Source organism: Pseudomonas sp. KH_046_2, assembly GCF_057838985.1.
Genome location: NZ_CM174480.1, coordinates 482,136 through 508,896, shown reverse-complemented (window position 1 = coordinate 508,896; position 26,761 = coordinate 482,136). Strand labels below are relative to the sequence as shown.

General features: G+C 62.2%; 25 protein-coding genes. 24 read left to right on the top strand and 1 reads right to left on the bottom strand.

Features of this window, described 5'->3' with window-relative positions; all coding sequences use genetic code 11:
* Positions 1-67: 67 nt before the first annotated feature.
* The 4 genes from AC3IX1_RS02340 to trxC all read left to right on the top strand — a co-directional run bounded on the left by AC3IX1_RS02340 (position 68) and on the right by trxC (position 7,215).
* On the top strand, positions 68-1,810 hold the full coding sequence (locus tag AC3IX1_RS02340) for a potassium/proton antiporter (protein WP_489386975.1): 1,743 nt from the start codon (positions 68-70) through the stop codon (positions 1,808-1,810).
* Positions 1,811-1,844: 34 nt separating this feature from the next.
* On the top strand, positions 1,845-5,195 hold the full coding sequence (gene mscK, locus AC3IX1_RS02335; RefSeq protein ID WP_489386974.1) for a mechanosensitive channel MscK: 3,351 nt from the start codon (positions 1,845-1,847) through the stop codon (positions 5,193-5,195).
* Positions 5,196-5,243: 48 nt separating this feature from the next.
* Positions 5,244-6,707 (top strand): protein adenylyltransferase SelO, encoded by a 1,464-nt coding sequence (selO, locus tag AC3IX1_RS02330; protein WP_489386973.1) that lies wholly within the window; start codon positions 5,244-5,246, stop codon positions 6,705-6,707.
* A 73-nt stretch (positions 6,708-6,780) separates the two neighbouring features.
* Positions 6,781-7,215: a thioredoxin TrxC gene (trxC, locus tag AC3IX1_RS02325; protein WP_030129872.1), complete on the top strand. Its 435-nt coding sequence runs from the start codon at positions 6,781-6,783 to the stop codon at positions 7,213-7,215.
* Between the two features lie 143 nt (positions 7,216-7,358).
* Here the strand turns inward: trxC and AC3IX1_RS02320 are convergent, their stop codons facing one another.
* Complete coding sequence (locus AC3IX1_RS02320) at positions 7,359-8,129, bottom strand: ParA family protein (protein WP_008016979.1); 771 nt, start codon at positions 8,127-8,129, stop codon at positions 7,359-7,361.
* 356 nt (positions 8,130-8,485) lie between these two features.
* Here AC3IX1_RS02320 and AC3IX1_RS02315 point away from each other — a divergent pair, with 356 nt between their 5' ends.
* The 20 genes from AC3IX1_RS02315 to AC3IX1_RS02220 are packed head-to-tail and all read left to right on the top strand — an operon-like array spanning position 8,486 to position 26,683.
* Positions 8,486-9,211, top strand: a complete 726-nt coding sequence (locus AC3IX1_RS02315) for a beta-ketoacyl synthase chain length factor (RefSeq protein WP_489386972.1) — start codon at positions 8,486-8,488, stop codon at positions 9,209-9,211.
* A complete protein-coding gene (locus AC3IX1_RS02310; protein ID WP_489386971.1) occupies positions 9,187-9,996 on the top strand; it encodes a lysophospholipid acyltransferase family protein in 810 nt (269 codons plus the stop codon). Before AC3IX1_RS02315 ends, AC3IX1_RS02310 begins: the two co-directional genes overlap by 25 nt.
* Complete coding sequence (locus tag AC3IX1_RS02305) at positions 9,977-10,237, top strand: phosphopantetheine-binding protein (RefSeq protein ID WP_108216271.1); 261 nt, start codon at positions 9,977-9,979, stop codon at positions 10,235-10,237. Before AC3IX1_RS02310 ends, AC3IX1_RS02305 begins: the two co-directional genes overlap by 20 nt.
* A gap of 9 nt (positions 10,238-10,246) precedes the next feature.
* On the top strand, positions 10,247-10,501 hold the full coding sequence (locus AC3IX1_RS02300; protein ID WP_008025124.1) for an acyl carrier protein: 255 nt from the start codon (positions 10,247-10,249) through the stop codon (positions 10,499-10,501).
* Positions 10,498-11,043: a COG4648 family protein gene (locus AC3IX1_RS02295; protein WP_046039701.1), complete on the top strand. Its 546-nt coding sequence runs from the start codon at positions 10,498-10,500 to the stop codon at positions 11,041-11,043. Before AC3IX1_RS02300 ends, AC3IX1_RS02295 begins: the two co-directional genes overlap by 4 nt.
* Positions 11,040-12,719: an ApeI family dehydratase gene (locus AC3IX1_RS02290; RefSeq protein ID WP_489386970.1), complete on the top strand. Its 1,680-nt coding sequence runs from the start codon at positions 11,040-11,042 to the stop codon at positions 12,717-12,719. Before AC3IX1_RS02295 ends, AC3IX1_RS02290 begins: the two co-directional genes overlap by 4 nt.
* Positions 12,712-13,446: a glycosyltransferase family 2 protein gene (locus AC3IX1_RS02285; RefSeq protein ID WP_489386969.1), complete on the top strand. Its 735-nt coding sequence runs from the start codon at positions 12,712-12,714 to the stop codon at positions 13,444-13,446. The genes AC3IX1_RS02290 and AC3IX1_RS02285 overlap by 8 nt, the downstream gene beginning before the upstream one ends.
* The gene (locus AC3IX1_RS02280) at positions 13,443-14,384 is read left to right on the top strand and encodes a lysophospholipid acyltransferase family protein (RefSeq protein WP_489386968.1); all 942 of its coding nucleotides are present in this window, start codon (positions 13,443-13,445) and stop codon (positions 14,382-14,384) included. Before AC3IX1_RS02285 ends, AC3IX1_RS02280 begins: the two co-directional genes overlap by 4 nt.
* Positions 14,365-15,909, top strand: a complete 1,545-nt coding sequence (locus tag AC3IX1_RS02275) for an HAL/PAL/TAL family ammonia-lyase (RefSeq protein ID WP_150754755.1) — start codon at positions 14,365-14,367, stop codon at positions 15,907-15,909. The genes AC3IX1_RS02280 and AC3IX1_RS02275 overlap by 20 nt, the downstream gene beginning before the upstream one ends.
* Positions 15,902-16,327, top strand: a complete 426-nt coding sequence (locus AC3IX1_RS02270) for an acyl-CoA thioesterase (protein ID WP_489386967.1) — start codon at positions 15,902-15,904, stop codon at positions 16,325-16,327. The genes AC3IX1_RS02275 and AC3IX1_RS02270 overlap by 8 nt, the downstream gene beginning before the upstream one ends.
* Positions 16,324-17,028 (top strand): outer membrane lipoprotein carrier protein LolA, encoded by a 705-nt coding sequence (locus tag AC3IX1_RS02265; RefSeq protein WP_489386966.1) that lies wholly within the window; start codon positions 16,324-16,326, stop codon positions 17,026-17,028. The genes AC3IX1_RS02270 and AC3IX1_RS02265 overlap by 4 nt, the downstream gene beginning before the upstream one ends.
* Positions 17,012-19,351 carry an MMPL family transporter gene (locus AC3IX1_RS02260; RefSeq protein WP_489386965.1) on the top strand — a complete coding sequence of 780 codons (2,340 nt, stop codon included), beginning with the start codon at positions 17,012-17,014 and terminating at the stop codon, positions 19,349-19,351. The genes AC3IX1_RS02265 and AC3IX1_RS02260 overlap by 17 nt, the downstream gene beginning before the upstream one ends.
* Complete coding sequence (locus tag AC3IX1_RS02255; protein ID WP_489386964.1) at positions 19,348-20,508, top strand: sodium:proton antiporter; 1,161 nt, start codon at positions 19,348-19,350, stop codon at positions 20,506-20,508. Before AC3IX1_RS02260 ends, AC3IX1_RS02255 begins: the two co-directional genes overlap by 4 nt.
* Positions 20,495-21,742 carry an NAD(P)/FAD-dependent oxidoreductase gene (locus AC3IX1_RS02250; RefSeq protein ID WP_489386963.1) on the top strand — a complete coding sequence of 416 codons (1,248 nt, stop codon included), beginning with the start codon at positions 20,495-20,497 and terminating at the stop codon, positions 21,740-21,742. The genes AC3IX1_RS02255 and AC3IX1_RS02250 overlap by 14 nt, the downstream gene beginning before the upstream one ends.
* A complete protein-coding gene (locus tag AC3IX1_RS02245; RefSeq protein ID WP_489386962.1) occupies positions 21,739-22,464 on the top strand; it encodes a class I SAM-dependent methyltransferase in 726 nt (241 codons plus the stop codon). The genes AC3IX1_RS02250 and AC3IX1_RS02245 overlap by 4 nt, the downstream gene beginning before the upstream one ends.
* Entirely contained in the window at positions 22,464-23,081 is a 618-nt protein-coding gene (locus AC3IX1_RS02240; RefSeq protein ID WP_489386961.1) for a hypothetical protein, read from the top strand. The genes AC3IX1_RS02245 and AC3IX1_RS02240 overlap by 1 nt, the downstream gene beginning before the upstream one ends.
* Entirely contained in the window at positions 23,078-24,274 is a 1,197-nt protein-coding gene (locus AC3IX1_RS02235; RefSeq protein ID WP_489386960.1) for a beta-ketoacyl-[acyl-carrier-protein] synthase family protein, read from the top strand. Before AC3IX1_RS02240 ends, AC3IX1_RS02235 begins: the two co-directional genes overlap by 4 nt.
* The gene (locus tag AC3IX1_RS02230) at positions 24,271-24,732 is read left to right on the top strand and encodes a hotdog family protein (RefSeq protein WP_489386959.1); all 462 of its coding nucleotides are present in this window, start codon (positions 24,271-24,273) and stop codon (positions 24,730-24,732) included. The genes AC3IX1_RS02235 and AC3IX1_RS02230 overlap by 4 nt, the downstream gene beginning before the upstream one ends.
* Positions 24,729-25,457: a 3-oxoacyl-ACP reductase FabG gene (gene fabG / locus AC3IX1_RS02225; protein ID WP_489386958.1), complete on the top strand. Its 729-nt coding sequence runs from the start codon at positions 24,729-24,731 to the stop codon at positions 25,455-25,457. Before AC3IX1_RS02230 ends, fabG begins: the two co-directional genes overlap by 4 nt.
* Positions 25,457-26,683 carry a beta-ketoacyl-ACP synthase gene (locus tag AC3IX1_RS02220; protein WP_489386957.1) on the top strand — a complete coding sequence of 409 codons (1,227 nt, stop codon included), beginning with the start codon at positions 25,457-25,459 and terminating at the stop codon, positions 26,681-26,683. Before fabG ends, AC3IX1_RS02220 begins: the two co-directional genes overlap by 1 nt.
* Positions 26,684-26,761: the final 78 nt, after the last annotated feature.

Genomic DNA, 26,761 nt, shown 5'->3' with positions numbered 1-26,761 from the left:
AGAATCGCTGGCACGCAGACTGCATGGTCAGTTTGCGCCCGCCTTTCAGCTTTCTGGAGTACTGCCTTTGAATGCGACGACCATCAACAGCCTGTTCTTGATCGGCGCGTTGCTGGTAGGTGCGAGCATTCTGGTGAGCTCACTTTCGTCACGTCTCGGCATCCCGATTCTGGTGATTATCCTGGCCGTCGGCATGGCGGCCGGTGTCGATGGCGCCGGCATTCTTTTTGATAACTACCCTACGGCTTATCTGGTCGGCAACCTCGCGCTGGCTGTGATCCTGCTCGATGGCGGCTTGCGCACCCGGGTGTCGAGCTTCCGCGTGGCGTTATGGCCGGCGCTCTCGCTGGCCACGGTCGGCGTGTTGATTACCACCGGACTGACCGGCATGGCGGCCGCATGGCTGTTCGACCTGAACCTGATTCAAGGCCTACTGATCGGCGCCATCGTCGGCTCCACCGACGCCGCTGCGGTGTTCTCGCTGCTGGGCGGCAAGGGCCTGAACGAACGGGTAACCGCCAGCCTTGAAATCGAATCCGGCAGCAACGACCCGATGGCGGTGTTTCTCACCGTCACCCTGATCGACATGATCGCCAGCGGCCAGACCGGCCTGCACTGGAGCCTGCTGACCCACCTGATCCGCGAATTCGGTATCGGTGGCGTCATTGGCCTGGGCGGTGGCTGGCTGATGCTGCAACTGGTCAATCGCATCAATCTGGCCACCGGTTTGTATCCGATTCTGGTGATTGCCGGTGGCCTGGTGGTGTTTGCCCTGACCAACGCCCTGCACGGCAGCGGCTTCCTGGCGGTGTACATCTGCGGCCTGGTGATTGGCAACCGTCCGGTGCGCAGCCGCCACGGCATCCTGCACATGCTCGACGGCATGGCCTGGCTGTCGCAGATCGGCATGTTCCTGGTGCTGGGGCTGCTGGTGACGCCCCACGACCTGCTGCCTATCGCCTTGCCGGCACTGGCCCTGGCGCTGTGGATGATTCTGTTTGCCCGGCCACTGTCGGTGATGGTTGGCCTGCTGCCGTTCAAGGCATTCCATGGTCGCGAGAAGGCGTTCATTTCCTGGGTCGGCTTGCGTGGCGCGGTCCCGATCATTCTCGCGGTGTTCCCGCTGATGGCCGGCCTGCCCAACGCCCAGCTGTACTTCAACCTCGCGTTCTTTATCGTGCTGGTTTCTCTGCTGGTTCAGGGCACGAGCCTGCCGTGGGTGGCCAAGCTGCTGAAGGTGACGGTGCCCCCGGAGCCTGCGCCCATCTCCCGCTCGGCCCTGGAAGTACACGTCACCAGCGAGTGGGAGCTGTTCGTCTATCGCCTCGGCGCGGAAAAGTGGTGCATCGGTTCGCCCCTGCGCGAGCTGAAAATGCCCGAAGGCACCCGTATCGCCGCCCTGTTTCGCGGTCAACAATTGCTCCATCCGTCGGGTAGTACGGTGCTCGAAGTCGATGATTTGCTCTGTGTCATCGGCCATGAACACAACCTGCCGGCCCTCGGAAAACTCTTCAGTCAGGCACCTCAACGGGGCCTCGATCTGCGCTTCTTCGGCGACTTCGTTCTCGAAGGAGACGCCCAGCTGGCCGCGGTTGCAGCCCTGTATGGCCTGAAGGTCGAAGGCATCGATCCGGACATGTCCCTGGGCCACTTCATTGCCCAGAAAGTCGGTGGCGCGCCCGTGGTGGGTGACCAGGTGGAATGGAACAACACCATTTGGACCGTGGCCGTCATGGACGGGAACAAGATCGGTAAAGTGGGCGTCAGATTCCCCGAAGGAAGTCGCCCGGGTCCCGGACTCTTCCTCTAAACTGCTTCCACTATCACTTGCTTGACCGGTCTTTATGCCTAACCTGCGCTCCATTTTCGCCATTGCCCTTTTGGGCTTGAGTCTCTCTGTCAGTACTTTGCAAGCGGCCGAACCGCCTTCCAGCGAAGCCGTGCAAGCGAGCCTGAACAAGATCGCCGACCGCAAACTGCCGGAAGCCGATCAGAAGGCCCTGCAAACCGTCCTGCAAAACACGCTGAACCAGCTCAACAACAAGCGTGATTACGAGCAGAAGCTGGTCGATCTCAAGCAACTATTGAGCTCTGCGCCCAAGCAGACGGTCGAGAACCAGCGTGAACTGACCCGCCTCAAGGCCAGCACCGTGGTGCCGGTGGCGCAGCGCTTCGCCAAAGAACCGATCCAGCAGCTGGAGCAAATGCTCACCGAGCGCTCCACCCAGCAAAGCGATCTGCAAAAAGCCCTGAGCGATGCCAACAGCCTGATCATCACCGCCCAGACCCGCCCCGAGCGCGCCCAGGCGGAGATTTCCAGCAGCCAGACGCGCATTCAGCAGATCAACACCACCCTCAAGAACGGCAAGGACGGCGGCAAGACCTTGAGCGCCGAGCAGCGCGACCAGCTCAATGCCGAGCTGGCGGCGCTGAACGCCCTGATCCCGCTGCGGCGCCAGGAGCTGGCCGGCAATACCCAATTGCAGGACCTGGGCAACAGCCAGCATGACCTGTTGTCGGAGCGGTCCGACCGCCTGGATCGGGAGATCCAGGAACTGCAAACCCTGATCAACCAGAAGCGTCTGGCGCTGTCCCAGGAAACGGTCACCCAGCAATCCATCGAGGCGCAGAAGGCTGGCGGCAGCAGCCTGCTGGCCACTGAGAGCGCGACCAACCTGAAGCTCTCGGACTACCTGCTCAAAAGCACCGACCGCCTCAACGAAGTCACCCAGCAAAACCTGCAGACCAAACAACAGCTGGACAGCCTGACCCAGAGCGATTCGGCGCTGGACGAGCAAATCAACGTGCTCAAAGGCAGCCTGCTGCTCTCCAAGATTCTCTACAAACAGAAGCAGGCCCTGCCGCGCCTCAGGGTTGACCGTAACCTGGCCGACCAGATCGCCGACATTCGCCTGTATCAGTTCGAAGTCAGCCAGCAACGGGAGTTGCTGAGCAATCCGACCACCTACGTCGAAAACCTGCTGTCGACCCAACCCCCTGAGCAAGTCACGCCGCAGTTGCGCAAAAGCCTGATGGAGCTGGCCACCACCCGCGCCGACCTGCTGGAGCGTCTCAATCGCGAACTGAGCGCGGTGCTCAATGAATCCATCACCCTGCAACTGAACCAGAAGCAACTGCTCAGCACGGCGCAAAGCCTGCGGGCGACGCTTGATGAGCAGATGTTCTGGATTCCCAGCAACAAGCCGCTGGAGCTGGAGTGGATTCGCAGTGTGCCGGATCGCCTCCAGCGCCAACTCGATTCACTACCGGTACTTTCAAGCCTGAGCGAACTGACCGACGGCCTGACCCAGCGACCGCTGCTGTTCCTGCCGTTGGCGCTGCTGATCGGTGCGCTGCTGTGGCGCCGCAAGAATCTGTACGCGCGACTGAACAAGGTTCACCAGGACATCGGTCACTTCAAACGCGATAGCCAGTGGCACACGCCGCAGGCGATTCTGATCAACATTCTGCTGGCGATGCCGGTTTCCCTGGGCCTCGCCCTGTGCGGGCTGGCCCTGCGAATCGACGCCCGTGGGCAGAACGCCAATATGGGTGCGGCGCTGCTGCAAATGGCCGGGGCCTGGCTGGTGTTCTACACCGCCTACCGGATCCTCGCGCCGGGTGGCGTGGCAGAACTGCATTTCCGCTGGGAAAAGCCCCAGGTTGAATTCCTGCGCAGATGGGTCCGCCGCCTCGGCATTGTGGTGATGGCACTGGTGACCGTAGTGGCCGTTGCCGAACAGCAACCGGCGGCGCTGGCCGATGACGTGATCGGCATGCCGGTGGTGCTCATCTGCTACGCCTTGATGACTTTGCTGCTCAGCCGCTTGCTCATCAGCAGCCCGACCCACGAGAACGCCTCGCTGTTCCGCAAACTGGTGGGGATCCTGTTCACCGCCCTGCCCGTCGCGCTGTTCGTGGCGGTGTGCTTCGGCTACTACTACACCGCGCTGAAGCTCAGCGACCGCTTGATCAACACCCTGTACCTGCTGATGTTCTGGCTGGTGATCGAAGCCACTTTCGTGCGCGGTCTCAGCGTGGCGGCCAGGCGTCTGGCCTACCAGCGCGCCCGGGCCAAACGACTGGCCGCCAAGGAGGCCGGCGATGGCGAAGCCGTGATCGAAGAACCGACGATGGACATCGAGAAGGTCAACGAACAGTCCCTTCGCCTGATTCGCCTGGCGCTGCTCGGCGGCTTCATGGCGGCGCTGTATTGGGTCTGGGCCGACCTGATCACGGTGTTCTCGTACCTGGACAACGTCACCCTCTACGAATACACCAGCGGCACCGGCGCCAACATGAGCATGGTGCCGATCAGCATCGGCGACATGCTCGGCGCGCTGATCATCATCGGCATCACCTTCGCCCTGGCGCGTAACTTGCCCGGCCTGCTGGAAGTGTTCGTGCTATCGAAGCTGAATCTTGCCCAGGGCAGCGCCTACGCCACCACCACGTTGCTGTCCTACGTGATTGCCGGCGTCGGTTTCGTCTCGACGCTGTCGACCCTCGGCGTGAGCTGGGACAAGTTGCAATGGCTGGTGGCGGCGCTCTCGGTCGGCCTCGGTTTCGGCATGCAGGAGATCTTCGCCAACTTCATCTCCGGCATCATGATCCTGTTCGAACGCCCGGTGCGGATCGGTGACACCATCACCATCGGCAACCTGTCGGGCACCGTGAGCAAGATCCGCATCCGTGCCACGACCATCACCGACTTCGATCGCAAGGACATCATCGTCCCGAACAAGACGTTCATTACCGGGCAACTGATCAACTGGTCGCTGACGGACACCATCACCCGGGTGACCCTCAAGCTCGGCGTCGACTACGGCTCGGACCTTGATCTGGTGAAAGAACTGTTGCTCAAGGCGGCACGCGATAACCCGCGCGTCCTGAAAGACCCGGAACCACACGTGTACTTCCTCAACTTCGGCGAAAGCACACTCGACCACGAGTTGCGCATGCACGTGCGCGACCTTGGCGACCGTAACCCGGTACTCGATGAGGTCAACCGCTTCATCAACCGCGAGTTCAAGAAGCAGCACATCAACATCTCGTTCCGGCAGATGGAGGTCTACCTCAAGAACCTGCACGGTCAGGAATACAAGATGGTGCCGATCGAGCCGGAAGCGAAAACCATCGTGCCGATCGTCGACGGCAAGCCGGCGCAAGAACCGCCCGCCGCCAAACTCGACTAACCGGCCTTTCCCCAGCAGAATGCTCGGACATTCTGCTGGAGCCGGCCCTTGAAAGCCCTCGACGAACTCACTTTCGATAATCGCTTCGACCGCCTGGGCGATGCGTTTTCCGCCCATGTGCTGCCTGAGCCCATCGATAACCCACGCTTGGTGGTGGCCAGCCCCGCCGCCATGGCGCTGCTCGACCTCGACCCGGCCGTGTCCGAAACCCCGGAGTTCGCCGAACTGTTCAGCGGCCACAAGCTCTGGGCCGACGCAATCCCAAGGGCGATGGTCTATTCCGGGCATCAGTTCGGCTCCTACAACCCACAACTGGGCGACGGTCGCGGCCTGTTGCTCGGCGAGGTGTACAACGAGGCCGGCGAACACTGGGACCTGCACCTCAAGGGCGCCGGCCAGACGCCGTTTTCACGCATGGGCGATGGCCGGGCGGTACTGCGTTCGTCGATCCGCGAATTCCTCGCTTCCGAAGCCCTGCATGCCCTGAACATCCCGACCACCCGCGCCCTGTGCGTGATCGGCTCCGACACCCCGGTGTGGCGTGAAAAACAGGAGCGCGCGGCCATGGTCCTGCGCCTGGCGCCGAGCCATGTGCGCTTCGGGCACTTCGAATATTTCTACTACACCAAGCGCCCCGAGCAGCAAAAAGAGCTGGGTGATCACGTGCTGGCCATGCACTTCCCGCAGTGCCTGGAACAACCGGAGCCGTACCTGGCGATGTTCCGCGAAGTGGTGGAGCGCAATGCCGAACTGATCGCCAAATGGCAGGCCTATGGCTTCTGCCATGGGGTGATGAACACCGACAACATGTCGATCCTGGGCATCACCTTCGATTTCGGCCCGTTCGCCTTCCTCGACGACTTCGACGCCAACTTCATCTGCAACCACTCCGACGACCAGGGCCGTTACTCCTTCAGCAACCAGGTGCCGATTGGCCAGTGGAACCTCAGCGCCCTGGCCCAGGCCCTGACGCCGTTCATCAGCGTCGAAGCCCTGCGCGAAACCCTCGGCCTGTACCTGCCGCTGTTCCAGGCCCATTACCTGGACCTGATGCGCCGCCGCCTCGGCCTGACCACCGCCGAGGATGACGACCAGAAACTGCTGGAGAACCTGCTGCAACTGATGCAAAACAGCGGCGTCGACTACAGCCTGTTTTTCCGTCGTTTGGGTGATGAAGCACCGGAACAGACCATCACCCGCTTGCGTGATGACTTCGTCGACCTCAAAGGCTTTGATGCCTGGGGCGAGCGCTACGTCGCCCGGGTCGCCCGTGAAGGAACGCTTGATCAAGAACAGCGCCGCCAGCGGATGCACGCGGTCAACCCACTGTACATCCTGCGCAACTACCTGGCGCAAAAGGCCATCGATGCGGCGCAGAACGGCGACTACTCGGAAGTCCGTCGGCTACACGCAGTGCTGAGCAACCCGTTCGAGGAACAACCGGGGATGGAAAGCTACGCAGAGAGACCGCCGGAATGGGGCAAGCATCTGGAGATCAGTTGTTCGTCGTGAGGCACTGCACAATTGAAAATCTGGAGTCATGTCTCCAGATAAGGATCATTCGCTTTCGACTGGACGACTTGTCATGACCGACCCACTCCTCATTCCCTGCCCCCACTGCAACGGCCTCAACCGCATCCCGGCGGAGCGTCTCAACGACCACCCGAAATGCGGGCGCTGCAAGGCCGAAGTCCTGCTGAACAAACCGTTCGAATTGAAGCAAGGCGACTACGCCAGCCAGATCAAGGGCGATCTGCCGCTGCTGGTGGATGTGTGGGCGGACTGGTGCGGGCCGTGCAAGTCGTTTGCACCGGTGTTCGAGCAGGCAGCCGGGCAACTGGCGGGCAAGTGCCGACTGGCCAAGCTGGACAGCGAGGCGAACCAGCAGTTGTCGGCGCAGTTGGGGATTCGCTCGATTCCGAGCCTGATCCTGTTCAAGAACGGCCGGGAAGTCGCCCGGCAGAGCGGGGCGTTCCCGTTACCGCAGCTGATGAGCTGGTTGCGTAGCCAGGGGATCTGAAGCCACCACAAATCAATGTGGGAGCGGCGGTGCGGCGTTCCGACTTGCTCGCGAAGGCGTCGCGTCAGTCAACTTAGATGTTGAATGTAACGGCCTCTTCGCGAGCAAGCCCGCTCCCACAAGGTTTTGCGTCGCCTGGAAGATCAGGCGTTTTCCAGCAGGTTGTGCAGCTCTACGAACTGCTGGGTCAACTTGTGCCGCGGATCGAGGTGGATCAGCGGCGTGTTGGCCTGGTGGGATTCGCGCATGCGTACCGAGCTGGCCAGGTACACCGGCAACACCGGCAGGCCTTCGGCGATCAGCTCATCGAGAATTTGCTGGGGCAGGCTGGCGCGGGCCTGGAACTGGTTGACGACGATGCCTTCGACTTCCAGGCCTTCGTTATGGTCATCCTTCAACTCTTCGATTTCCGCCATCAGCCCGTACAGCGCCTGACGCGAAAAGCTGTCGCAATCGAAGGGGATCAATACACGATCGGCGGCAATCAACGCTGAAACCGCATAGAAATTCAGCGCTGGCGGGGTGTCGAGGTAAATCCGGTCGTAGTCTTCGCTCAGTTCTTCCAGCAACTTACGCAGCTTGTTGATCTTGTGTTTGGCTTCAAGCTTTGGCTGCAAGTCCGCCAGCTCGGCGGTGGCGGTAATAACGTGGAGGTTATCGAACGGGGTTTCGTAGATGTCGACCTGATTTTTTTTGGAGAACGGTCCGGAAGACAGCGTCTGCTTGAAGAAATCGGCGATGCCCATCGGGATGTCGTTACCGGTGAGCCCCGTCAGGTACTGAGTGGAGTTGGCCTGGGCATCGAGATCCACCAACAAGGTGCGAAAACCCTCGCTGGCACTGACTGCCGCCAGATTGCAGGCAATGCTGGATTTGCCAACGCCACCTTTCTGATTGAACACCACGCGCCGCATGTCAAAACCTCCGTGTATCAAAGAATGACCGAGTGTAGTGGTCCCCGGCATGGCTACGCTACCTCACCAGTGCAAGGACTACACAGTCAGTTGCCTTCTCTTGCATGAAAAGCCCTGAACGGCCCGGCGGTTTGACGCCAGAACCGACAGACGGGGTAATAATTCTGTGAATAATTACCAATCGTTCAATTTTTTGCGAGGCAGCCACTTTCTCTTGCTGAGCAAAATGTAACCAGCATTTGCTACAGGTTCCCGGCACCGGGATAATGCGCGCCACTCGGCGCCAAACGCCACGCAGGGTAAGTCTCGGCTCTCGGCCACTCCCCGCGTCAAGTAAGCCCGTGAGGGTGGGATGAATGTCTGTGATCAACTTCAACATCGCCCAATGGCGCGCCTGGGCTCCGGGGCTTGAAAGCGTGAACGATTGGCAGGCCTGGAGCCGACAACCGGTCGTGCTGCCGGACAGCGATGCCGCTCCCGACGTTTCGTTTCTGCCGGCCATGCAGCGCCGGCGGCTCAGCCGTCTGGCGCGCATGGCATTCAGTGTCGGCTGGCCATTGGCCGAAGGCCGGCAGGATCTGCCATTGGTCTTTGTTTCCCGTCACGGCGAAACGCCCCGCACGGTCGACATACTCAGTGATCTGGCCAGCGATCAGCCGCTGTCACCTACCCAGTTCAGTTTGTCTGTGCATAACGCGATCATTGGTTTGTGGTCGATCATGCGCGGTGAAACCAGTGAAATGACGGCCCTGGCCGCCGCAGGCGATGGCCTGGAGCATGGCATGCTCGAAGCTGCCGCACTGCTGGCCGAAGGCGCTGCCGCGGTATTGCTGGTGATCACCGAAGAGCGGCCGCCCGAGGCATACTCGACCTGGATCGACGACGTGCCGTTCCCTTATGCCGTCGGCCTGCTGATCACGCCTGGCACCGACTGGCAGTTGTCCCTGAACAGCCCCTCGGATGCGTTGTCCAAATCCCGCTGGCCCCACGCGCTGAATCTGTTGTGTGCGCTGCTCGGCCAGCAAACCACCTGCCAACATGCCTGGAAAAATCGTGTATGGACCTGGCAACGCAACCCGTGACCGAGAAAAAACGCGACGCCTACTACTGGCGCTTGCTGGCCACCGCCGCGAGCTTTGCCCTGTTCGGGCTGGGCGGGCTGTGCCTGCGCCTCGTGATTTTCCCTTTGCTGAACTGCCTGCCGGGCGACGCCCGGACCCATCGGCTGCGAGCCCGGCAAACGGTCAGTCGCTGTTTCTGGATTTTTGTGCGTTTCATGGCCCGTACCGGCGTGCTGACCTACACCATTGATGGCGCGGAAAAACTCGGTCGGCCCGGGCAAATGATCATTGCCAATCACCCATCGCTGATCGACGTGGTCTTTCTGATCGGCCTGGTGCGTCACGCCAACTGCGTGGTCAAGCAAAGCCTCTGGGAAAATCCGTTCACCCGCGGGCCGCTGCGCTGCACCGAATACATCAGCAACGACGGCAGCATGGACATGCTCGACGCGGCTGCCGACGCGCTGAAAGACGGCCAGACCCTGATCATTTTCCCGGAAGGTACGCGCACCCAACCCGGCCAGCCGCCGGCCTTTCATCGGGGCGGCGCGGCAATCGCCCTGCGTGGTGCGAAAATCCTCACCCCGGTCATTATCAAGGTCAACCCGACCACGCTAACCAAGGCCGAGCCCTGGTATCGCATCCCCAAACGGCGCGTGCACTTCAGTTTCCGGGTTGGGGCCGATATAGACCCACAGACTTTCGCCACGCAGGGGCCGGCTCCACAGGCCTCGCGCAAGCTCAACGATTATCTACATTCTTACTTTATTAAGGAGCTCGCCGAAGATGAGCGATCTGCACCGTGATATCAAAATGCTTATCATCGACGCCCTTGGCCTCGAAGACATCAGTGCCGACGACATCGGCAACGAGCAGACGCTGTTCGGCGAAGGCCTGGGCCTGGACTCGGTGGACGCCCTGGAACTGGGCCTGGCCATCCAGAAAAAGTACGGCATCAAGATCGACGCCGATGCCAAGGACACACGCAATCACTTCAGTAACGTGGCGAGCCTTGCGGCGTTCGTCACCGCAAAACAGGCAGCTTGAGACCGGACCATGCAAACTCGTGACGACATTTTCAACACCCTGCGCGATGCCTTGGTCGAGCTTTTCGAACTGGACCCAGAGCGTGTGAGCCTGGATTCCAACCTGTACCAGGACCTGGAAATCGACAGCATCGACGCGGTCGACCTGATTGATCACATTAAACGTCAGACCGGCAAGAAAATCGCCGCCGAAGAATTCAAGTCGGTGCGCACCGTCAGTGACGTGGTCGAGGCGGTCTACCGTCTGGTTCAACCGGCCGCATGAATCGACTGATTGGCCTCGGCCTGCTGCTGGCAGGCCTTTTGTATCCCTTTGCGGTGTATTTCGGCATGGAGCATTTCGCCCCGTGGCAGTTCGGGCTGCTGCTGGGCGGGCTGTGGCTGGCCCGGGCACTGACCGGCAAACGACGGCCTGGCAGCCTGTGGATGGCCACGGTGGCGATTGTGTTCTGTCTGTTGCTGGCGCTGTTCGACAGCCCGGCGCTGTTGCGCTGGTATCCGGTGTTGATCAGCAGCTTCATGCTGGTGCTGTTCGGATCGAGCCTGACATTCGGCCCACCGATCGTTGAACGCCTGGCCCGGGTACGCGAGCCGCAATTGCCGGCCGAGGGCATTCGCTATACCCGTCAGGTGACCATCGCCTGGAGCGTTTTTTTTCTATGCAACGGTTTGTGTGCCGCCGCCCTGACCCTCTGGGCGCCGCTGAGCTGGTGGACGCTGTACACCGGCCTGATTTCCTACGGATTGATAGGCCTGATGTTTGCCATTGAATGGCTCATACGACAAAGGGTACGAGGCCGCCCATGAATTGGATAAAACTTGAGCACCTGCTGCTCAAGGCTCAGCCGGAGCGCGCCGTAACGACCGCTCCGGCACTGGATCACGCCCGACTGTGCGAACAGGCGCTGCGCCTGGCCGCCGGCCTGCAAGCCCGGGGTGTGCGGCAGATGGCCGTGCACCTTGAGGATACCGCCGACCTGGCGATTGCCCTGTTCGGCGCCTGGCGTGCCGGGGTCAGCGTGCTTCTGCCGTCCGACCTGCAACCCCAGACCCGCCAACGCTGGTCAGGCGAAGTTGACCTGTGGCTGAGCGATCAGCCCGAGGATGCGCACCTTGGCGACCTCCAACACTCGCCGCTCAGTGCCGCCGCGCTGGACCTGGATAACTGCCGACTCAGCCTGTGCACCTCCGGCTCCAGTGGCGAACCCAAGCGCATCGAAAAAAACCTGCGCCAACTGGCCAATGAAGTCGAAGCCCTGGAACAGCTGTGGGGCGCCGACCTGGGCCCGGCGTGCATCATTGGCAGCGTCGCCACCCAGCACATCTACGGTCTGCTGTTTCGGGTGCTGTGGCCGCTGTGCGCCGGGCGCCCGTTCGTACGTCGACAGTTGGCCTTTCCGGAAGACCTGCAACGCGCCAGCCGCGAGCACCCGGCCTTCGCCTGGGTGGCCAGCCCGGCGCTGCTCAAGCGTATGGGCGACAACCTCGACTGGTCTGCCCTGAGCGCCGTACGCCGGGTGTTTTCCTCCGGTGGCGCATTGCCGGTCGAGGCCGCACAGAGCCTGCATGAGCGCCTGGGGCAATGGCCAACGGAAATCTTCGGCAGTTCGGAAACCGGTGGCATCGCCTGGCGTCAGGGCGCGGAACTCTGGCAACCCTTTGCCGATGTCTCGCTGACCCAGGACAGCGAGGGTGCGCTGCTGATCGCTTCGCCGTATTTGCCCAATGGCCATGTCGAACACACTGCCGATTCAGCCCGCATCGCCGTCGATGGGCGCTTCGAGTTGCTTGGGCGACTGGACCGGATCGTCAAACTGGAAGAAAAGCGCATCTCGTTGCCGATGCTGGAACAGGCGCTGGCAGCCCATGAATGGGTCATCGAAGCGCGGCTCGGTGTCGTTCAGGAAAACCGCGCCTCCCTGGGCGCGTTGCTGGTGCTGAGCGAGGCCGGTTTGCATGTGCTGCGCAATCAGGGTCGACGCAGCCTCACCGAGCAATTGCGCCAGCACCTGAGCCAACACTGCGAAGTGCTGGCCCTGCCAAGACGCTGGCGCCTGCTGCGACAACTGCCGCTGAACACTCAGGGCAAACTGCCACAGTCCGACGTCGAGGCCCTGCTGTTGGCGCCGCGCCCCAAAGCGCCCGAGGTGCTGGAGCAAGTCGAATGCAATGGCGAGTGGAGCCTGCAACTGGCCGTGCCACCGGACTTGGCCTATTTCAGCGGTCATTTCCCCAAGGTGCCGGTGTTGCCGGGCGTAGTGCAGGTGGACTGGGCGCTGAGCTTGGGCCAGCAACTGATGAACCTGCCGAAAAAATTCGCCGGCATGGAAGTCTTGAAGTTCCAGCAACTGGTGCGCCCGGGAGACGAAATCCAGCTGCACCTGCGCTTCGATCCGGCGCGCGGCAAATTGTATTTCGCCTATCGCAACGAAACCGCCACCTGCTCCAGCGGGCGGATCTTGCTGGAGGCGGCGCATGCATAGCCCCTGCGCCATCATCCCGGTGTACAACCACGAAACAGCCATTACCACAGTGGTCGATGCGCTGATCGCCAGCCATCTGCCGTGCATTCTGGTGGACGATGCCAGCAGCCCGCGCTGTGCCCGTGTACTGGATCGCCTGGCCCAACGTGAAATGGTTTACCTGATCCGCCTCGCCGAGAACCAGGGCAAGGGTGGCGCGGTCATGACCGGTTTGCGCGAAGCGTCGCGCCTGGGTTTCAGCCATGCCTTGCAGGTGGATGCCGACGGCCAGCACGATTTGCAGGACGTCAAACGCTTCATCGAACAGTCACGCCGCTACCCACAGGCGGTGATTTGCGGTTATCCGCAATACGACGCCAGCGTACCGAAAGGCCGTTTGTATGCGCGCTACCTGACTCACGTCATGGTCTGGATCAACACCCTGTCGCTGCGGATTCGCGACTCCATGTGCGGTTTCCGGGTCTACCCATTGCCACCGGTCCTGGCGTTGATCGAGTCAGCGAAAATCGGCAAGCGCATGGACTTCGACTCGGACATCCTGGTACGTCTGGCCTGGCGCAATCAGCCGATGCAATGGCTGCAAACCAAAGTCCACTATCCATTGGACGGCGTTTCGCATTTTCGGATGTTCCACGACAACGTGCTGATTTCCAGCATGCACACGCGGCTGTTCTTCGGCATGTTGCTGCGTGCGCCAGTGATCCTCTGGCGACGGTGGCGGGCATGAGTGCAGACAAGCAACACTGGGCCGACCGCGAAGAACGGGGCAGTTTCTGGTTGATGAAACTCACCGCGTTCGGTGCCAAAGTGCTGGGCCGTCGAGTACTGAGCCCAGTGCTGTACGGCATCGTCCTGTACTTTTTCCTGTTCGGCCGCAGCGCCCGACACAGTGCCTGGCAATACCAGCAACGCCTGACCGACTGGAGCGGCCGCAGCGAACTGCGCCCGAGCCATTGGCGGGTGTTCAGCCAGTTCATGGCTTTCGCCGATTCGATGCTCGACAAACTCGACGTCTGGAACGGCAAGCTGAGCATCGAACACATCGAAATCATCGACCCGGCGCTGCTGCGCGACCAGTTGCGCGGTGCCCGCGGGCAGATGCTGGTGGGCGCGCACCTGGGCAATCTGGAAGTCTGCCGCGCACTGGCGGAAATCGGCGAGAAAGTCACGATGAACGTACTGGTGCACACCAAGCACGCCGAACAGTTCAACCGCTTGCTGGGCGAAGCCGGGGCGACCAATTTGCGCCTGATACAGGTCAGCGAACTGGACCCTGGGATCATGCTGCAACTGAGCGAGCGCCTGGAGCGTGGCGAGTGGCTGGCGATTGCCGGCGACCGCGTGCCGCTACATGGCGGACGCTGCGCGACCGTGGACTTCCTCGGTCATCCGGCCAGGTTCCCCCAGGGCCCGTGGCTGCTGGCCGGCCTGCTGAAATGCCCGGTCAACCTGCTGCTGTGCCTGAAAAAGCCCGACGGCGACTATCGACTGACCATTGAACCCTTCGCTGAGGCAATCACCTGGAAGCGCAGCGACCGCGAACAGGTCATTCATCAGTGGGCCTCCCGCTACGCCGAACGCTTGGGTCACTATTGCCTCGAAGCGCCCCAACAATGGTTCAACTTTTACCCTTTCTGGAAAACCGATGACGACGCCAACGCTTGAGCCGGTAACCTTCGGCGAACGCCCTTTGCGCATTGAAGACGTGCTGGCACTGGCCAACCGCAAGGTGCCGACGCAGTTGCAAAGCGATCCCGCCTACCGCGAGCGCATCGCCAAGGGCGCGCGTTTTCTCGACTCGCTGCTGGACAAGGAAGGCGTGATCTACGGCGTGACCACCGGATATGGCGATTCCTGCGTGGTCGCGGTGCCGCTGCATCACGTCGAGGCGCTGCCCCGTCATCTGTACACGTTCCACGGCTGCGGCCTGGGCAAACTGCTCGACGCCCAGGCCACCCGCGCCGTATTGGCCGCGCGTTTGCAGTCGTTGTGCCACGGCGTGTCCGGGGTGCGCGTGGAACTGCTGGAGCGCCTGCAGGCGTTCCTTGAGCACGACATCCTGCCGCTGATACCGGAGGAAGGTTCGGTGGGCGCCAGCGGTGACCTGACGCCGCTTTCGTACGTTGCCGCCACGCTGTCCGGCGAACGCGAAGTGATGTTCCGCGGCGAGCGCCGACAGGCTGCCGATGTGCACCGCGAACTCGGCTGGCAGCCACTGGTGTTGCGTCCGAAAGAAGCCCTGGCATTGATGAACGGCACCGCGGTGATGACCGGCCTGGCTTGCCTGGCGTACGCCCGCGCCGACTACCTGCTGCATCTGGCCACGCGCATCACTGCATTGAACGTGGTCGCCCTGCAAGGCAACCCGGAGCACTTCGATGAGCGCCTGTTCGCCGCCAAGCCGCACCCGGGGCAGATGCAGGTAGCCGCGTGGTTGCGCAAGGATCTGGCCATCGACGCGCCGACCGCACCTCTGCATCGCCTGCAAGACCGCTATTCCCTGCGTTGCGCGCCCCATGTGCTGGGCGTACTGGCCGACAGCCTGAACTGGCTGCGTTCGTTCATCGAGATCGAGCTCAACAGCGCCAACGACAACCCGATCATCGACGCCGAAGCCGAGCGCGTGCTGCACGGTGGGCACTTCTACGGCGGGCACATCGCGTTCGCCATGGACAGCCTGAAAAACCTCGTGGCCAACGTCGCCGACCTGCTGGATCGGCAACTCGCGCTGCTGGTGGACGAGCGCTATAACCATGGCTTGCCGAGCAACCTGTCGGGCGCCACGGCTGACCGCGCCATGCTCAATCACGGCTTCAAGGCGGTGCAGATTGGCACCAGTGCCTGGACCGCCGAAGCGCTGAAGAACACCATGCCGGCCAGCGTCTTCTCGCGCTCCACCGAATGCCACAACCAGGACAAAGTCAGCATGGGCACCATCGCCGCCCGGGATGCGATCCGCGTGCTGGAACTCACCGAACAGGTGGCGGCCGCTACGCTGCTGGCGGCCAATCAGGGCGTCTGGCTACGCGGCCAGGCCGAAGATGCACGACCACTGCCACCCGCCTTGGCCGCCATGCATGAAGCCTTGGCCAAGGACTTCCCACCGGTCATCGAAGACCGCGCGCTGGAAGGCGAATTGCGCCTGTGCCTGCAACGCATCGCCGAACAACACTGGAGGCTGCATGCGTAGCAAGGGATTTCTCTACACCGACACGGAAATCGTCGTACCGTTCTTTGACGTCGACAGCATGCATGTGGTCTGGCACGGCCATTACGTCAAGTACCTGGAAGTCGCCCGCTGCGCGCTGCTGGACAAGATCGGCCACAACTACACGGCGATGAACGAATCCGGCTATGCGTGGCCGGTGATCGACCTGCAATTGCGCTACGTGCGCGGTGCGGTGTTCGGCCAGAAACTCAATGTGCGCGCCAACCTGGTTGAGTGGGAGAACCGCCTGAAGATCAACTACCTGATCAGCGACCTGCAAACCGGTGAGCGCTTGACCCGGGCCATGTCGGTACAGGTCGCCGTCGACATCGCCAGCCGCGAGATGCAACTGGTCTCGCCGAAGGTCTTCACCAACGCCGTAGAGAGAGCTCTGCGATGATTTTCTGCCCCTCCCGCTCCCCTGTAGGAGCGAGCTTGCTCGCGATGGTCGTTAACGATGACACTGGGCACCTGACACCCCGCGGCTTTCTCAGGTTTTTCGCGAGCAAGCTCGCTCCTACAGTGTTCTGCGTGTTACTGGGCATTCCAGGGCTGGCCAACGCCTTCGACCTGCAACAACTCAGCGATCAACTGGCCAGGCCCGAGGTGATCCACGGCCATTTCATCCAGGAAAAACACCTGCGCGCCCTGCCCCAGCCGCTGACCAGCAAGGGCACGTTCGTGCTGGCAAAAAACCACGGCCTGTTATGGCTGCTGAAAACGCCGTTGCAACAGGACTATCGCATCACCGCCAAAGGCATTGCCCGGCGTGACGGCAGTGTCTGGCAAATGCTGCCGGGCAAAAGCGCCGGTGCCGAGCAGAACCGTTTGTTCCTCGCCGTGCTGCAAGGCGACAGCAGTGGCCTGCAACGGGATTTCGAGCTGTCCCTGAGCGGCGACGCGCAGAACTGGAAGCTCACGCTGCTGCCGCGCTCGATGCTGCTCAAGCAGGTGTTCAACCAGATCAACATTACCGGCGCAGAACTGGTGCACAGCATCGAACTGCTCGAGACCCAGGGCGACAGTACGTTGTTGCGCATGCAGGACAGCACCAGCGCCCAACCATTGAGCGACGCGGAGCAACATGACTTTGCCGAGTGAACGGTGGTTGCCACGGCTGTTCCTGATCCTGCTGCTGGCAGTACTGGCGCTCGCCGGTTGGCAATGGCGTGACGCCGCGCCGCTGTCGGCCAACCTGATGGACCTGGTGCCCGGCACGGCGCCCGACGCCCTCGAACTGCGCGCCGAACAACGCATGCAAGAACCACTGAACCGCGAAATGCTGGTGCTGGTCGGCCACACCGATCGCCAGCAGGCCGTCGCCATGGCGCAGACACTCGGCGAGCAATGGCAGGCCAGCGGCTTGTTCGAAAAGGTCCAGTGGACCCTGCAAGCCGACTTGCCGGCACTGCGCACGCAACTGCTGCAAGGTCGCCTGGCGATGCTCTCGGCGGCGGACCGACAACTGCTGATCGAGCACCCCGACACCTTTATCCAGCAACGGGTGCAGGCGTTGTTCGACCCGTTCAACAGTTACAGCCTGGTGCCGAGCCAAGACGATTGGCTGGGCCTGACCGGGCGCATCCAGAACAGTCAGCCGCAACGCGGTGCAGTGCAACTGGACATTGGCAGCGGCGCCCTGGTCGCCGATGCCGATGGCAAGAGCTGGGTGTTGCTGCGCGCGCGCACCACCGGCAACGCCTTCGACATGAACCTGCCGCTGCAAGTGGCCGACCTGCTCGAGCAAAGCCGCGAAGAAGCCGCCCGGCACGACGTGCAACTGCTCGCCGCCAGCGGCCTGTTGTACGCAGCCAGCGGGCAGCGGCAGGCCGCCCGGGAGATGACCTGGGTTGGCGGCGGTGCCACCGTCGGGATTTTGTTGCTGCTGCTGTTGGCCTTCCGGCGCTGGCGCGTATTGCTGGCGTTCGTGCCGGTGCTGGTGGGCATGCTCTTCGGTGCGGTGGCCTGCGTGGCGTTGTTCGGCCATATGCACGTGATGACCCTGGTGCTGGGCTCGAGCCTGATCGGTGTCGCGGTTGACTACCCACTGCATTACCTGTCCAAGAGCTGGAGCCTGAAACCCTGGCACAGCTGGCCAGCCCTGCGCCTGACCTTGCCCGGCTTGACCCTGAGCCTGATCACCAGCGGCATCGGCTACCTGGCCCTGGCCTGGACACCCTTCCCGGCGCTGACCCAGATTGCCGCGTTCTCTGCCGCCGGTTTGCTCGGCGCCTATTTGTCCGCCGTGTGCCTGCTGCCGGCATTGCTCAAGGGCGTAGAGCTGCGCCCGGCGCAATGGCCATTGCGCGTTTGCGAGGTATTGCTGGGCTGTCGTGAAGCGCTGCTCAAACAGCTGAAAACGCCTGTTTTGCTGGCGCTGTTGATCGCCTTTTGTGTCGGCGGCCTGTTGCAGCTGGGCAGCAAAAACGACATCCGCCAGTGGATCAGCGCGCCGCAACAATTGACCGACGCAGCCCAAACCATTGCGCGGATCACCGGCTATCAACCCACCAGCCAGTTCTTCCTGATACGCGCCGCCAATCAGCAGCAACTGCTCGAACGCCAGACCGCCCTGAGAGAGCGACTGGATCAATTGATTGGCCTGGAAAAGCTCCAGGGTTATCTGTCGCTCAATCAACTGGTCAGCCCGCCGAACGAACAGCAACAGGTGCGCGAAGCGTTGAGCAAACTGCCTTCGTTCTGGCAACCCTTGCTCGACATCGGCGTACCGGCCGAGGCGCTGCAAGCGGAGCTGACGAAGCTACAGACATTGCCGACCGTGGACATCGACGCAGCGCTCAGCGGCCCGTTGGCAGAACCCTACCGGCCTCTGTGGCTGGGGCCGACCGATGACGGCGTGGCGGCGATGGTCAGCCTGCAAGGCATCAACAACCCGGCCCTGCTGCGGCTCCAGGGTGAGGATTTACCCGGCGTGACACTGGTGGATCGACTGGGCGAATTGAACAACGTCTTCGCGGCCACTCAAATCAGTGCCGCGGAACTGAAACTCGCCTCCTGCGTGCTGATCGTGCTGGTGCTGATCCTGCCATTCGGCCTCGGCGGCGCGTTGCGTATCGTGTCCCTGCCCCTGCTGGCGGCGTTGTGCAGCCTGGCCAGCCTCGGCTGGCTGGGGCAGCCGTTGACCCTGTTCAGTCTGTTCGGCCTGCTGCTGGTGACGGCGATCAGCGTCGATTACGCGATCCTGATGCGAGAACAGGTCGGCGGCGCGGCAGTGAGCCTGCTGGGCACTTTGCTGGCGGCGTTGACCACCTGGCTGTCGTTCGGCCTGCTGGCGGTGTCGAGCACCCCGGCGGTTAGCAACTTCGGACTGTCGGTGAGCCTGGGCCTGATCTTCAGCTTCCTGCTCGCGCCGTGGGCCGGTCGCCAGGTGCATGAGCCCACGGCCGTGGAGCGGGCAACATGATGGTCGTTCTGTTCTGGGCGATGGCGCTGGTGTTGTTCGCCGTGGCGACCAGTGTCGGCCGGCATTTCGGCCTGATTCCCATCGTCAGCCAGTTGTTGCTGGCGACCCTCGGCTTGCCGCTGTTGATGTATTTCTGGATCGAGCCGCAATGGCAATTGAGCGGTGCGCTGCTGGTGGCGCCGGGCTGGCTGAAGAACCTCTACAGCCTGGGCTTTGCCCTGTTGCTGGGCTACATCCTCAGCGATGTGATCGACCTGCAACTGGATCGCCAAAGCCTGAAAATCGCCCTGCCCAGCTTTTGCATTCCGTTTGCCTGCGGCCTCGCCACGGCCGTCTGGTTGTTGCCACCGCAACCGTGGATCAGCTCGCTGGCCGTCGGCCTGTTGTTCGCCATCACCGCGATTCCGGTGCTGTACCTGTACCTGCGGCACATCGATTACCCACCTGCCGCTACCCGACGTCTGGTGCAAACCGCGATCCTCATCGACCTCGCCTGCTGGACCCTGTTCGGCATCGCCCAAGGCAGCCTGCACCTGGGCAGCCTGTTGCTGCCTCTGGCCGGCGCGTGCCTGCCGGTACTGCTGCGGTTGCTCGGTTTGCGCCAGACATGGCTTTACAGCCTGTGCTTTTTCGCCCTGCTGGTCGTCGCTGAACACTACAAGCTCAACGCGCTGATTTTCGGCATCGGCTATGTGTTGATCATGGCCGCGCTGAAAGCCCCACTGGTCCTGCCGCTGCCGGCCGTGTGGATGAGCCGCTTGCAGACGTACATCGCCATCCCGCTGATCCTCACGTTCGGCATCGTGCAGATCAACGTGCACAGCGCGATCAACAGCCTCGGCTGGGTGCAACTGCTGGCCCTGCTGCTGTTGCCGATGCTGAGCAAACTGCTGGGTAACTGGCTCGGCCTCGGCTGGGCCGGGGCCTCGTTTCAAGGCGCCAGCCGCTGGCGGGAAAGTGTGCTGCTGAACATCCGCGGCTTGAGCGAGATCGTCTTTCTCAACCTGCTACTGCAACAGCAACTCATCAGCCCGCCACTGTACTTTGCCCTGATGCTGATGGGCCTGATCGCTACACTGCTGCCAGCCCTGACCGGCATGCACCGAATCCCCCTGAAAACCGCTGTCCCGGCAAGGAACCCTCATGCCAACCGTTGAAATGGAATGTCGCCAGGTCGTGGTCATCGGCGCCGGTCCTTCCGGTGCCATCGCCGCCGCGTTGCTCAAGCGCAAGGGGCACGATGTGCTGGTGATCGAGCGCCAGCATTTTCCACGGTTTTCCATCGGTGAAAGCCTGTTGGCCCATTGCCTGGATTTCGTCGAAGAAGCGGGCATGCTCGACGCCGTCAACGCCGCTGGCTTCCAGCTGAAAACCGGTGCCGCGTTTGCCTGGGGCGAGCGCTACAGCGCGTTCGATTTCGGCGAGACGTCCAGCGACGGCAAATCGACGACCTTTCAGGTCCAGCGCGCTGATTTCGATAAGCTGCTGGCCGATCAGGCCACGGCGCAAGGCGTGGAGATCCGCTATGGCGAAACCATCGTCAGTGTCGACATCACCCCCGGAAAACCGCAGCTCGGCGTGCGCCGCGAAGACGGTAGCGAGTATCGCGTCGAAGCCGGTTTCCTGCTCGATGCCAGTGGTTACGGCCGTGTGCTGCCGCGCTTGCTCGACCTCGAGGCGCCGTCGAACTTCCCGGTGCGTCAGGCCGTGTTCACTCACGTCGAAGACCGTATCGACCTCCCGGCCTTCGACCGCAGCAAGATCCTCGTGACCACTCATCCGACCCTGCGCGACGTGTGGTTCTGGACCATCCCCTTCAGCAACGGGCGCTGCTCGGTCGGCGTGGTCGCCGCCGAGGAACGTTTCGCCGGCCGCAGCGACAATCTGGACCAGTGCCTGCGCAGCTTTATCGCCGAGACGCCAAGCCTGGCCAGCGTGTTGCAAAATGCACAGTGGGACACCGAGGCCCGGACCATCGGCGGTTACTCGGCCAACGTCAAAACCCTGCACGGCCCGGGCTTCGCACTGCTGGGCAATGCCGCGGAATTCCTCGACCCGGTGTTTTCCTCCGGCGTGACCATCGCCATGCGTTCGGCGAGCATGGCCGCCGGGGTCTTGCACCGTCAGCTGCAAGGCGAAGCCGTCGACTGGCAAACCGAGTTCGCCGAACCGCTCAAGCGCGGCGTCGACACGTTCCGTTGCTACGTCGAAGGCTGGTACGCCGGGACCTTCCAGGACGTGATTTTCCATGAGGGCAGCTCGCCGGAAATCCGCGGAATGATCAGTTCCATTCTTGCCGGATATGCCTGGGACCCAAGCAACCCGTTCGTCAGCGAAGCCAGGCGCCGGTTGAAGGTGATATCGGAGTTCTGTGCAAGGGATGCGTCATGAACTACTTGAGCGACAAGTACGTAGAAGAAACCCGTTTCGGTTTGTGGTTCCTGCGCAGCCGGATCTGGCAACACTATGTGCTGCGGTTGGCGGTCAACGATTTGCGCAACCTGTTCAGTGAAGCGCTACCGGTTAGCCCTGTGCTGCTGGATGCCGGTTGTGGTCAGGGCAAGTCGTTCCCGCTGCTGCGCCAGGCCTTTTCGCCCGCTCGTCTGATTGGCGTCGATGCCGACCCGCAGAGCCTGACCATGAGCGCTGAAGAGGCGGCCCGCCAGGGCATGGAAGTGGAATTGATCGGCGGCGACTGTGCCAGCCTCAACCTGCCGGACGCCAGTATCGACCTGCTGTTCTGTCACCAGACCTTCCATCATCTGGTGGAGCAGGAACAGGCACTGGCCGAGTTCTACCGTGTACTCAAACCCGGCGGTTATCTGCTTTTCGCCGAATCCACCGAGGCTTACATTGATACCTGGGTGATCCGCTGGCTGTTCCGCCACCCGATGCACGTGCAGAAAAGCGCGGCGCAGTACCTGCAAATGATTCGCCAGCAGGGCTTCGAATTTACCGTGCAAAACGTGTCTTATCCGTACCTGTGGTGGAGTCGCGCCAAGGATTTCGGCCTGCTCGAACACTTGGGTGTGTGCAAGCCAAAACCCTTTGGCCAACGGGAAGAAACCCTGGTCAATGTGGTGGCGCGCAAACCTTTTGTAGGAACTGTGTGATGTTTATTGCCAACCGCTTGAAATACCCAACCTGTGGGAGCGGGCTTGCTCGCGATAGTGGTGGGCCAGTCAACATCAATGTCGACTGTATCGCCGTCATCGCGAGCAGGCTCACTCCTACAAGGACCGCGGGTGTTTTACGATTTCTACTAGTCGCCGCGGCCCTGCTGCTGAGCGCCTGCACCAGCCGGGCGCCACTGCCCGAGCAAAATCCGGATCTGCCGTTGCCGCTGCAACTGCACATCCAGCTCTTACAGCCCGACGACCGCCAGGACTGGGTGCTGGTGATCCAGCGTGAAGAGGCTGGCATTCGCTGGTCGATGATGGACCTGCTGGGCATTCCCCAGGCCCGCCAGAAGTTGATCGATAAAACCTGGGAGTCCGATGGTTTCTTGCCGCCCAATCCGCAAGCCCGGGAGCTGTTCGCGGCGCTGCTGTTTGCGCTGACGCCGCAAGATGAACTGGCGGCCAACTATCCCGGCGCCTGGCAGCACGGCAGACAACGGTCCCTGCCCGAGCGCTGGGACATCCGCTACGCACAACCGCAGAATTTTGAATTGAAGCTTCCAAATGGTCCGGCCTATCAAGTCACCTCCCTGAGCGGTGAAACGCCATGACGGCCTACCTCAACGCCCTCGGATTGGTCTGCGCGCTGGGCCGCGACAAGCAGGAAGTTGCCCGCAACCTGTTTGCCGGCGACTGCGGCGGCATGCGCGAACAAACCGGTTGGGTGCCGCAACGCACGCTGCCGGTCGGTGCGGTCCAGGGCAAACTGGCAAGCATTCCAGCCGAGATGTCGCGCCATCACAGTCGCAACAATCAGTTGTTGCTGGAAGCCACGCTGCAAATCCGCCCGGACATCGACAGCGCGATCCAGACCTACGGCCGCGACCGCATCGGTGTCGTGCTGGGCACCAGCACCTCGGGCATCGACGAGGCCAGCCAGGGCCTGTCGCATTACCTGCGCGAAAAGCAGTTCCCTGCCGAGTACGACTATCAGCAACAGGAACTCGGGGCACCGGCGAACTTCCTCGCCGAGTGGCTGCAATTGAGCGGGCCGGCCTATGTCATTTCCACGGCCTGCACCTCCAGCGCCCGGGCCTTGATGAGCGCCCAGCGCCTGTTGGACCTGGGCATTTGCGACGCGGTGCTGTGTGGCGGTGTCGACACTTTGTGCAAGCTGACCCTCAACGGTTTCTCGGCGCTCGAAGCGGTCTCGGAACAGCGTTGCAATCCGTTTTCGGTGAACCGCAATGGCATCAACATTGGCGAAGCGGCCGTGCTGTTCCTGATGACCAGACGTGCAGGCGACAGCCAAGCGATTGCCTTGCTCGGCAGCGGCGCCAGTTCCGATGCGCATCACATCTCCGCCCCGGAACCGACCGGTCGTGGCGCCCTGCAGGCGATGCGCAAAGCCCTGGGCCGCGCCAACCTGCAACCGGAGCAGATCGGCTATCTGAACCTGCACGGCACCGCCACCCAACACAACGACGCCATGGAAAGCCAGGCCGTGGCGACGCTGTTCCCGGCCGGCGTACCCTGCTCGTCGAGCAAACCCATGACCGGTCACACCCTCGGTGCCGCCGGGGCGCTGGAGGCGGCGTTCTGCTGGTTGAGCCTGAGCCCGGACAATCGCGGGCATGCCCTGCCGCCCCACGTCTGGGACGGACAGCCGGATCCCGAATTGCCGCCGCTGCAATGGGTGACCCCGGTCACTCGCCTGACGTCCATTGCACCCCGCTACCTGATGAGCAATTCCTTTGCCTTCGGTGGCAACAACGTCAGCCTGATTATCGGAGACGCCCCATGATTGACTGGCCGCTCGCCGAATTGCTGCCCCACGCTGGCGACATGATCCTTATCGATCAGATCCTGGCGTTCGATGAAGAGCAGATCCACACGCGCCTTACCGTCAAGCCCGATGGCCTGTTCAACCTCCCCGATGGCAGCCTGCCGGCCTGGGTCGGCATCGAACTGATGGCCCAGAGCGTGGCCGCCTTCGCCGGTTGCCATGCGCGCGAGCGCGGTGATGCGGTGGAGTTGGGCTTCCTGCTCGGCAGCCGAAAGTTCGAATGCAACGTCGAAAGCTTTCCGGCCGGTACCGAGCTGACCATCCACGGCATTCGCTCCCTGGAAGACGATAACGGCATGGGCGTGTTCGAATGCCACATCAACGCCCCCGGCATTCACGCCACCGCCCGTCTGAATGTGTTCCGACCACCCCAGGCCGCTCAATATCTCCATGAACCCGAAGGAGTCCAGTCATGACTGAATCCGTACTGGTCACCGGTTCCAGCCGTGGCATCGGCCGCGCCATCGCCTTGCGCCTGGCCCAGGCCGGGTACGACATCGTGTTGCATTGCCGCAGCGGCCTGACGGACGCCGAAGCCGTCAAGGCTGAAGTCGAGGCCTTGGGCCGTCGTGCGCGTATCCTGCAGTTCGACGTGTCCGACCGCGCCCGTTGCAAGGAAATTCTCGAAACTGACGTGGAAACCCACGGCGCCTATTACGGCGTGGTGCTCAATGCCGGCCTGACCCGCGACGGGGCCTTTCCGGCCCTGAGCGAGGAGGATTGGGATGTGGTGATGCGCACCAACCTCGACGGTTTCTACAACGTGCTGCACCCGGTGATGATGCCGATGATCCGTCGTCGCGCCGCCGGGCGGATTGTCTGCATCACCTCGGTGTCGGGGCTGATCGGCAACCGTGGCCAGGTCAACTACAGTGCCTCCAAGGCCGGCTTGATCGGCGCGGCCAAGGCATTGGCGATCGAGCTGGGCAAGCGCAAAATCACGGTTAACTGTGTCGCACCCGGCCTGATCGACACAGCCATGCTCGACGAGAACGTGCCGGTGGAAGAACTGATGAAAATGATCCCCGCACAACGCATGGGCACCCCTGAAGAGGTGGCCGGCGCGGTGAATTTCCTGATGTCGGCGGAAACCTCGTACATCACCCGGCAGGTTCTGGCCGTCAATGGAGGCCTGTGCTGATGAAGCGCGTCGTCGTCACCGGCATGGCCGGCATCACCTCACTGGGCAGCGATTGGGACACCATCGCCGGCAACTTCGCGGCCAACCGCAGCGGCATCCGCCGGATGGACGAGTGGGACCGTTTCACCGAGCTCAACACGCGCCTGGCTGGCCCCATCGATGACTTCAAGGTGCCGAGCCACTGGACTCGCAAGCAACTGCGCAGCATGGGCCGGGTTTCACGACTTGCTGTGGGTGCGGCGGAGATGGCACTGGCCGACGCCGGCCTGTTGGGCGACGAGTCGATCAAGGACGGACGCATGGGCGTTGCCTGCGGCTCCTCGACCGGCAGCACCGACGAGATCAAGGCATTCGGCAACATGCTGCTCAATTCGGTGGCCGAGGGCCTGAACGCCAACTCCTACGTGCGCATGATGCCGCACACCACGGCAGCCAATATCAGCATCTTCTTCGGCCTCACCGGCCGCCTGATCCCGACGTCCAGCGCCTGCACCAGCGGCAGCCAGGGCATCGGCTATGCCTACGAGGCCATCAAGTTCGGGCGCCTGCCGCTGATGCTCGCCGGCGGTGCCGAGGAGCTGTGCCCGACCGAAGCCATGGTCTTCGACGCGCTCTACGCCACCAGCCTGAAAAACGACACCCCACAACGCAGCCCGCGCCCTTACGACAGCGCACGTGACGGCCTGGTGATCGGCGAAGGCGGTGGCATGCTGGTGCTCGAAGAACTGGAACACGCACTGGCCCGTGGCGCCCGCATCCATGCCGAGATCGTCGGTTTCGGCAGCAACGCCGACGGCCAGCACACCACCCGTCCCGAACAAATCACCATGCGCCGGGCCATGGAATTGGCCCTGGAAGACGCTGGACTGAAACCGTCGGACATCGGCTACGTCAACGGCCACGGCACCGCCACCGAACAGGGCGACATCGCCGAGACCCTGGCCACCAGCAGCCTGTTCGGCGAACACATGCCGATCAGCTCGCAGAAAAGCTTCCTCGGCCACACCCTCGGCGCCTGCGGTGCGCTGGAATCGTGGTTCAGCATCGAAATGATGAACCGCGACCTGTACGCCCACACCTTCAACCTCGACGACGTCGACCCGCATTGCGGCAAGCTCGACTACCTGCGCGGCGAGTTTCGGCAGATGAGCAACCAGTACGTGATGAACAATAATTTTGCGTTTGGCGGGGTGAATACTTCGTTGATCTTCAAGCGCTGGCGGTAACCTTTGTAGGAGCGAGCTTGCTCGCGATGGACGTCAACGATAACGCGTGCTGCCTGAATGAACGCGCTGCCCGGACGT

Coding starts and splice junctions, on each gene's coding strand:
- AC3IX1_RS02295 (WP_046039701.1), top strand. CDS start 10,498: ATGAATCGACTGATTGGCCTCGGCCTGCTGCTGGCAGGCCTTTTGTAT.
- AC3IX1_RS02300 (WP_008025124.1), top strand. CDS start 10,247: ATGCAAACTCGTGACGACATTTTCAACACCCTGCGCGATGCCTTGGTC.
- AC3IX1_RS02270 (WP_489386967.1), top strand. CDS start 15,902: ATGCGTAGCAAGGGATTTCTCTACACCGACACGGAAATCGTCGTACCG.
- AC3IX1_RS02260 (WP_489386965.1), top strand. CDS start 17,012: ATGACTTTGCCGAGTGAACGGTGGTTGCCACGGCTGTTCCTGATCCTG.
- AC3IX1_RS02320 (WP_008016979.1), bottom strand. CDS start 8,129: ATGCGGCGCGTGGTGTTCAATCAGAAAGGTGGCGTTGGCAAATCCAGC.
- AC3IX1_RS02290 (WP_489386970.1), top strand. CDS start 11,040: ATGAATTGGATAAAACTTGAGCACCTGCTGCTCAAGGCTCAGCCGGAG.
- AC3IX1_RS02310 (WP_489386971.1), top strand. CDS start 9,187: ATGGACCTGGCAACGCAACCCGTGACCGAGAAAAAACGCGACGCCTAC.
- AC3IX1_RS02250 (WP_489386963.1), top strand. CDS start 20,495: ATGCCAACCGTTGAAATGGAATGTCGCCAGGTCGTGGTCATCGGCGCC.
- AC3IX1_RS02255 (WP_489386964.1), top strand. CDS start 19,348: ATGATGGTCGTTCTGTTCTGGGCGATGGCGCTGGTGTTGTTCGCCGTG.
- AC3IX1_RS02230 (WP_489386959.1), top strand. CDS start 24,271: ATGATTGACTGGCCGCTCGCCGAATTGCTGCCCCACGCTGGCGACATG.
- AC3IX1_RS02305 (WP_108216271.1), top strand. CDS start 9,977: ATGAGCGATCTGCACCGTGATATCAAAATGCTTATCATCGACGCCCTT.
- AC3IX1_RS02235 (WP_489386960.1), top strand. CDS start 23,078: ATGACGGCCTACCTCAACGCCCTCGGATTGGTCTGCGCGCTGGGCCGC.
- AC3IX1_RS02220 (WP_489386957.1), top strand. CDS start 25,457: ATGAAGCGCGTCGTCGTCACCGGCATGGCCGGCATCACCTCACTGGGC.
- AC3IX1_RS02285 (WP_489386969.1), top strand. CDS start 12,712: ATGCATAGCCCCTGCGCCATCATCCCGGTGTACAACCACGAAACAGCC.
- fabG (WP_489386958.1), top strand. CDS start 24,729: ATGACTGAATCCGTACTGGTCACCGGTTCCAGCCGTGGCATCGGCCGC.
- AC3IX1_RS02245 (WP_489386962.1), top strand. CDS start 21,739: ATGAACTACTTGAGCGACAAGTACGTAGAAGAAACCCGTTTCGGTTTG.
- AC3IX1_RS02315 (WP_489386972.1), top strand. CDS start 8,486: ATGTCTGTGATCAACTTCAACATCGCCCAATGGCGCGCCTGGGCTCCG.
- mscK (WP_489386974.1), top strand. CDS start 1,845: ATGCCTAACCTGCGCTCCATTTTCGCCATTGCCCTTTTGGGCTTGAGT.
- trxC (WP_030129872.1), top strand. CDS start 6,781: ATGACCGACCCACTCCTCATTCCCTGCCCCCACTGCAACGGCCTCAAC.
- AC3IX1_RS02280 (WP_489386968.1), top strand. CDS start 13,443: ATGAGTGCAGACAAGCAACACTGGGCCGACCGCGAAGAACGGGGCAGT.
- AC3IX1_RS02265 (WP_489386966.1), top strand. CDS start 16,324: ATGATTTTCTGCCCCTCCCGCTCCCCTGTAGGAGCGAGCTTGCTCGCG.
- AC3IX1_RS02275 (WP_150754755.1), top strand. CDS start 14,365: ATGACGACGCCAACGCTTGAGCCGGTAACCTTCGGCGAACGCCCTTTG.
- AC3IX1_RS02240 (WP_489386961.1), top strand. CDS start 22,464: ATGTTTATTGCCAACCGCTTGAAATACCCAACCTGTGGGAGCGGGCTT.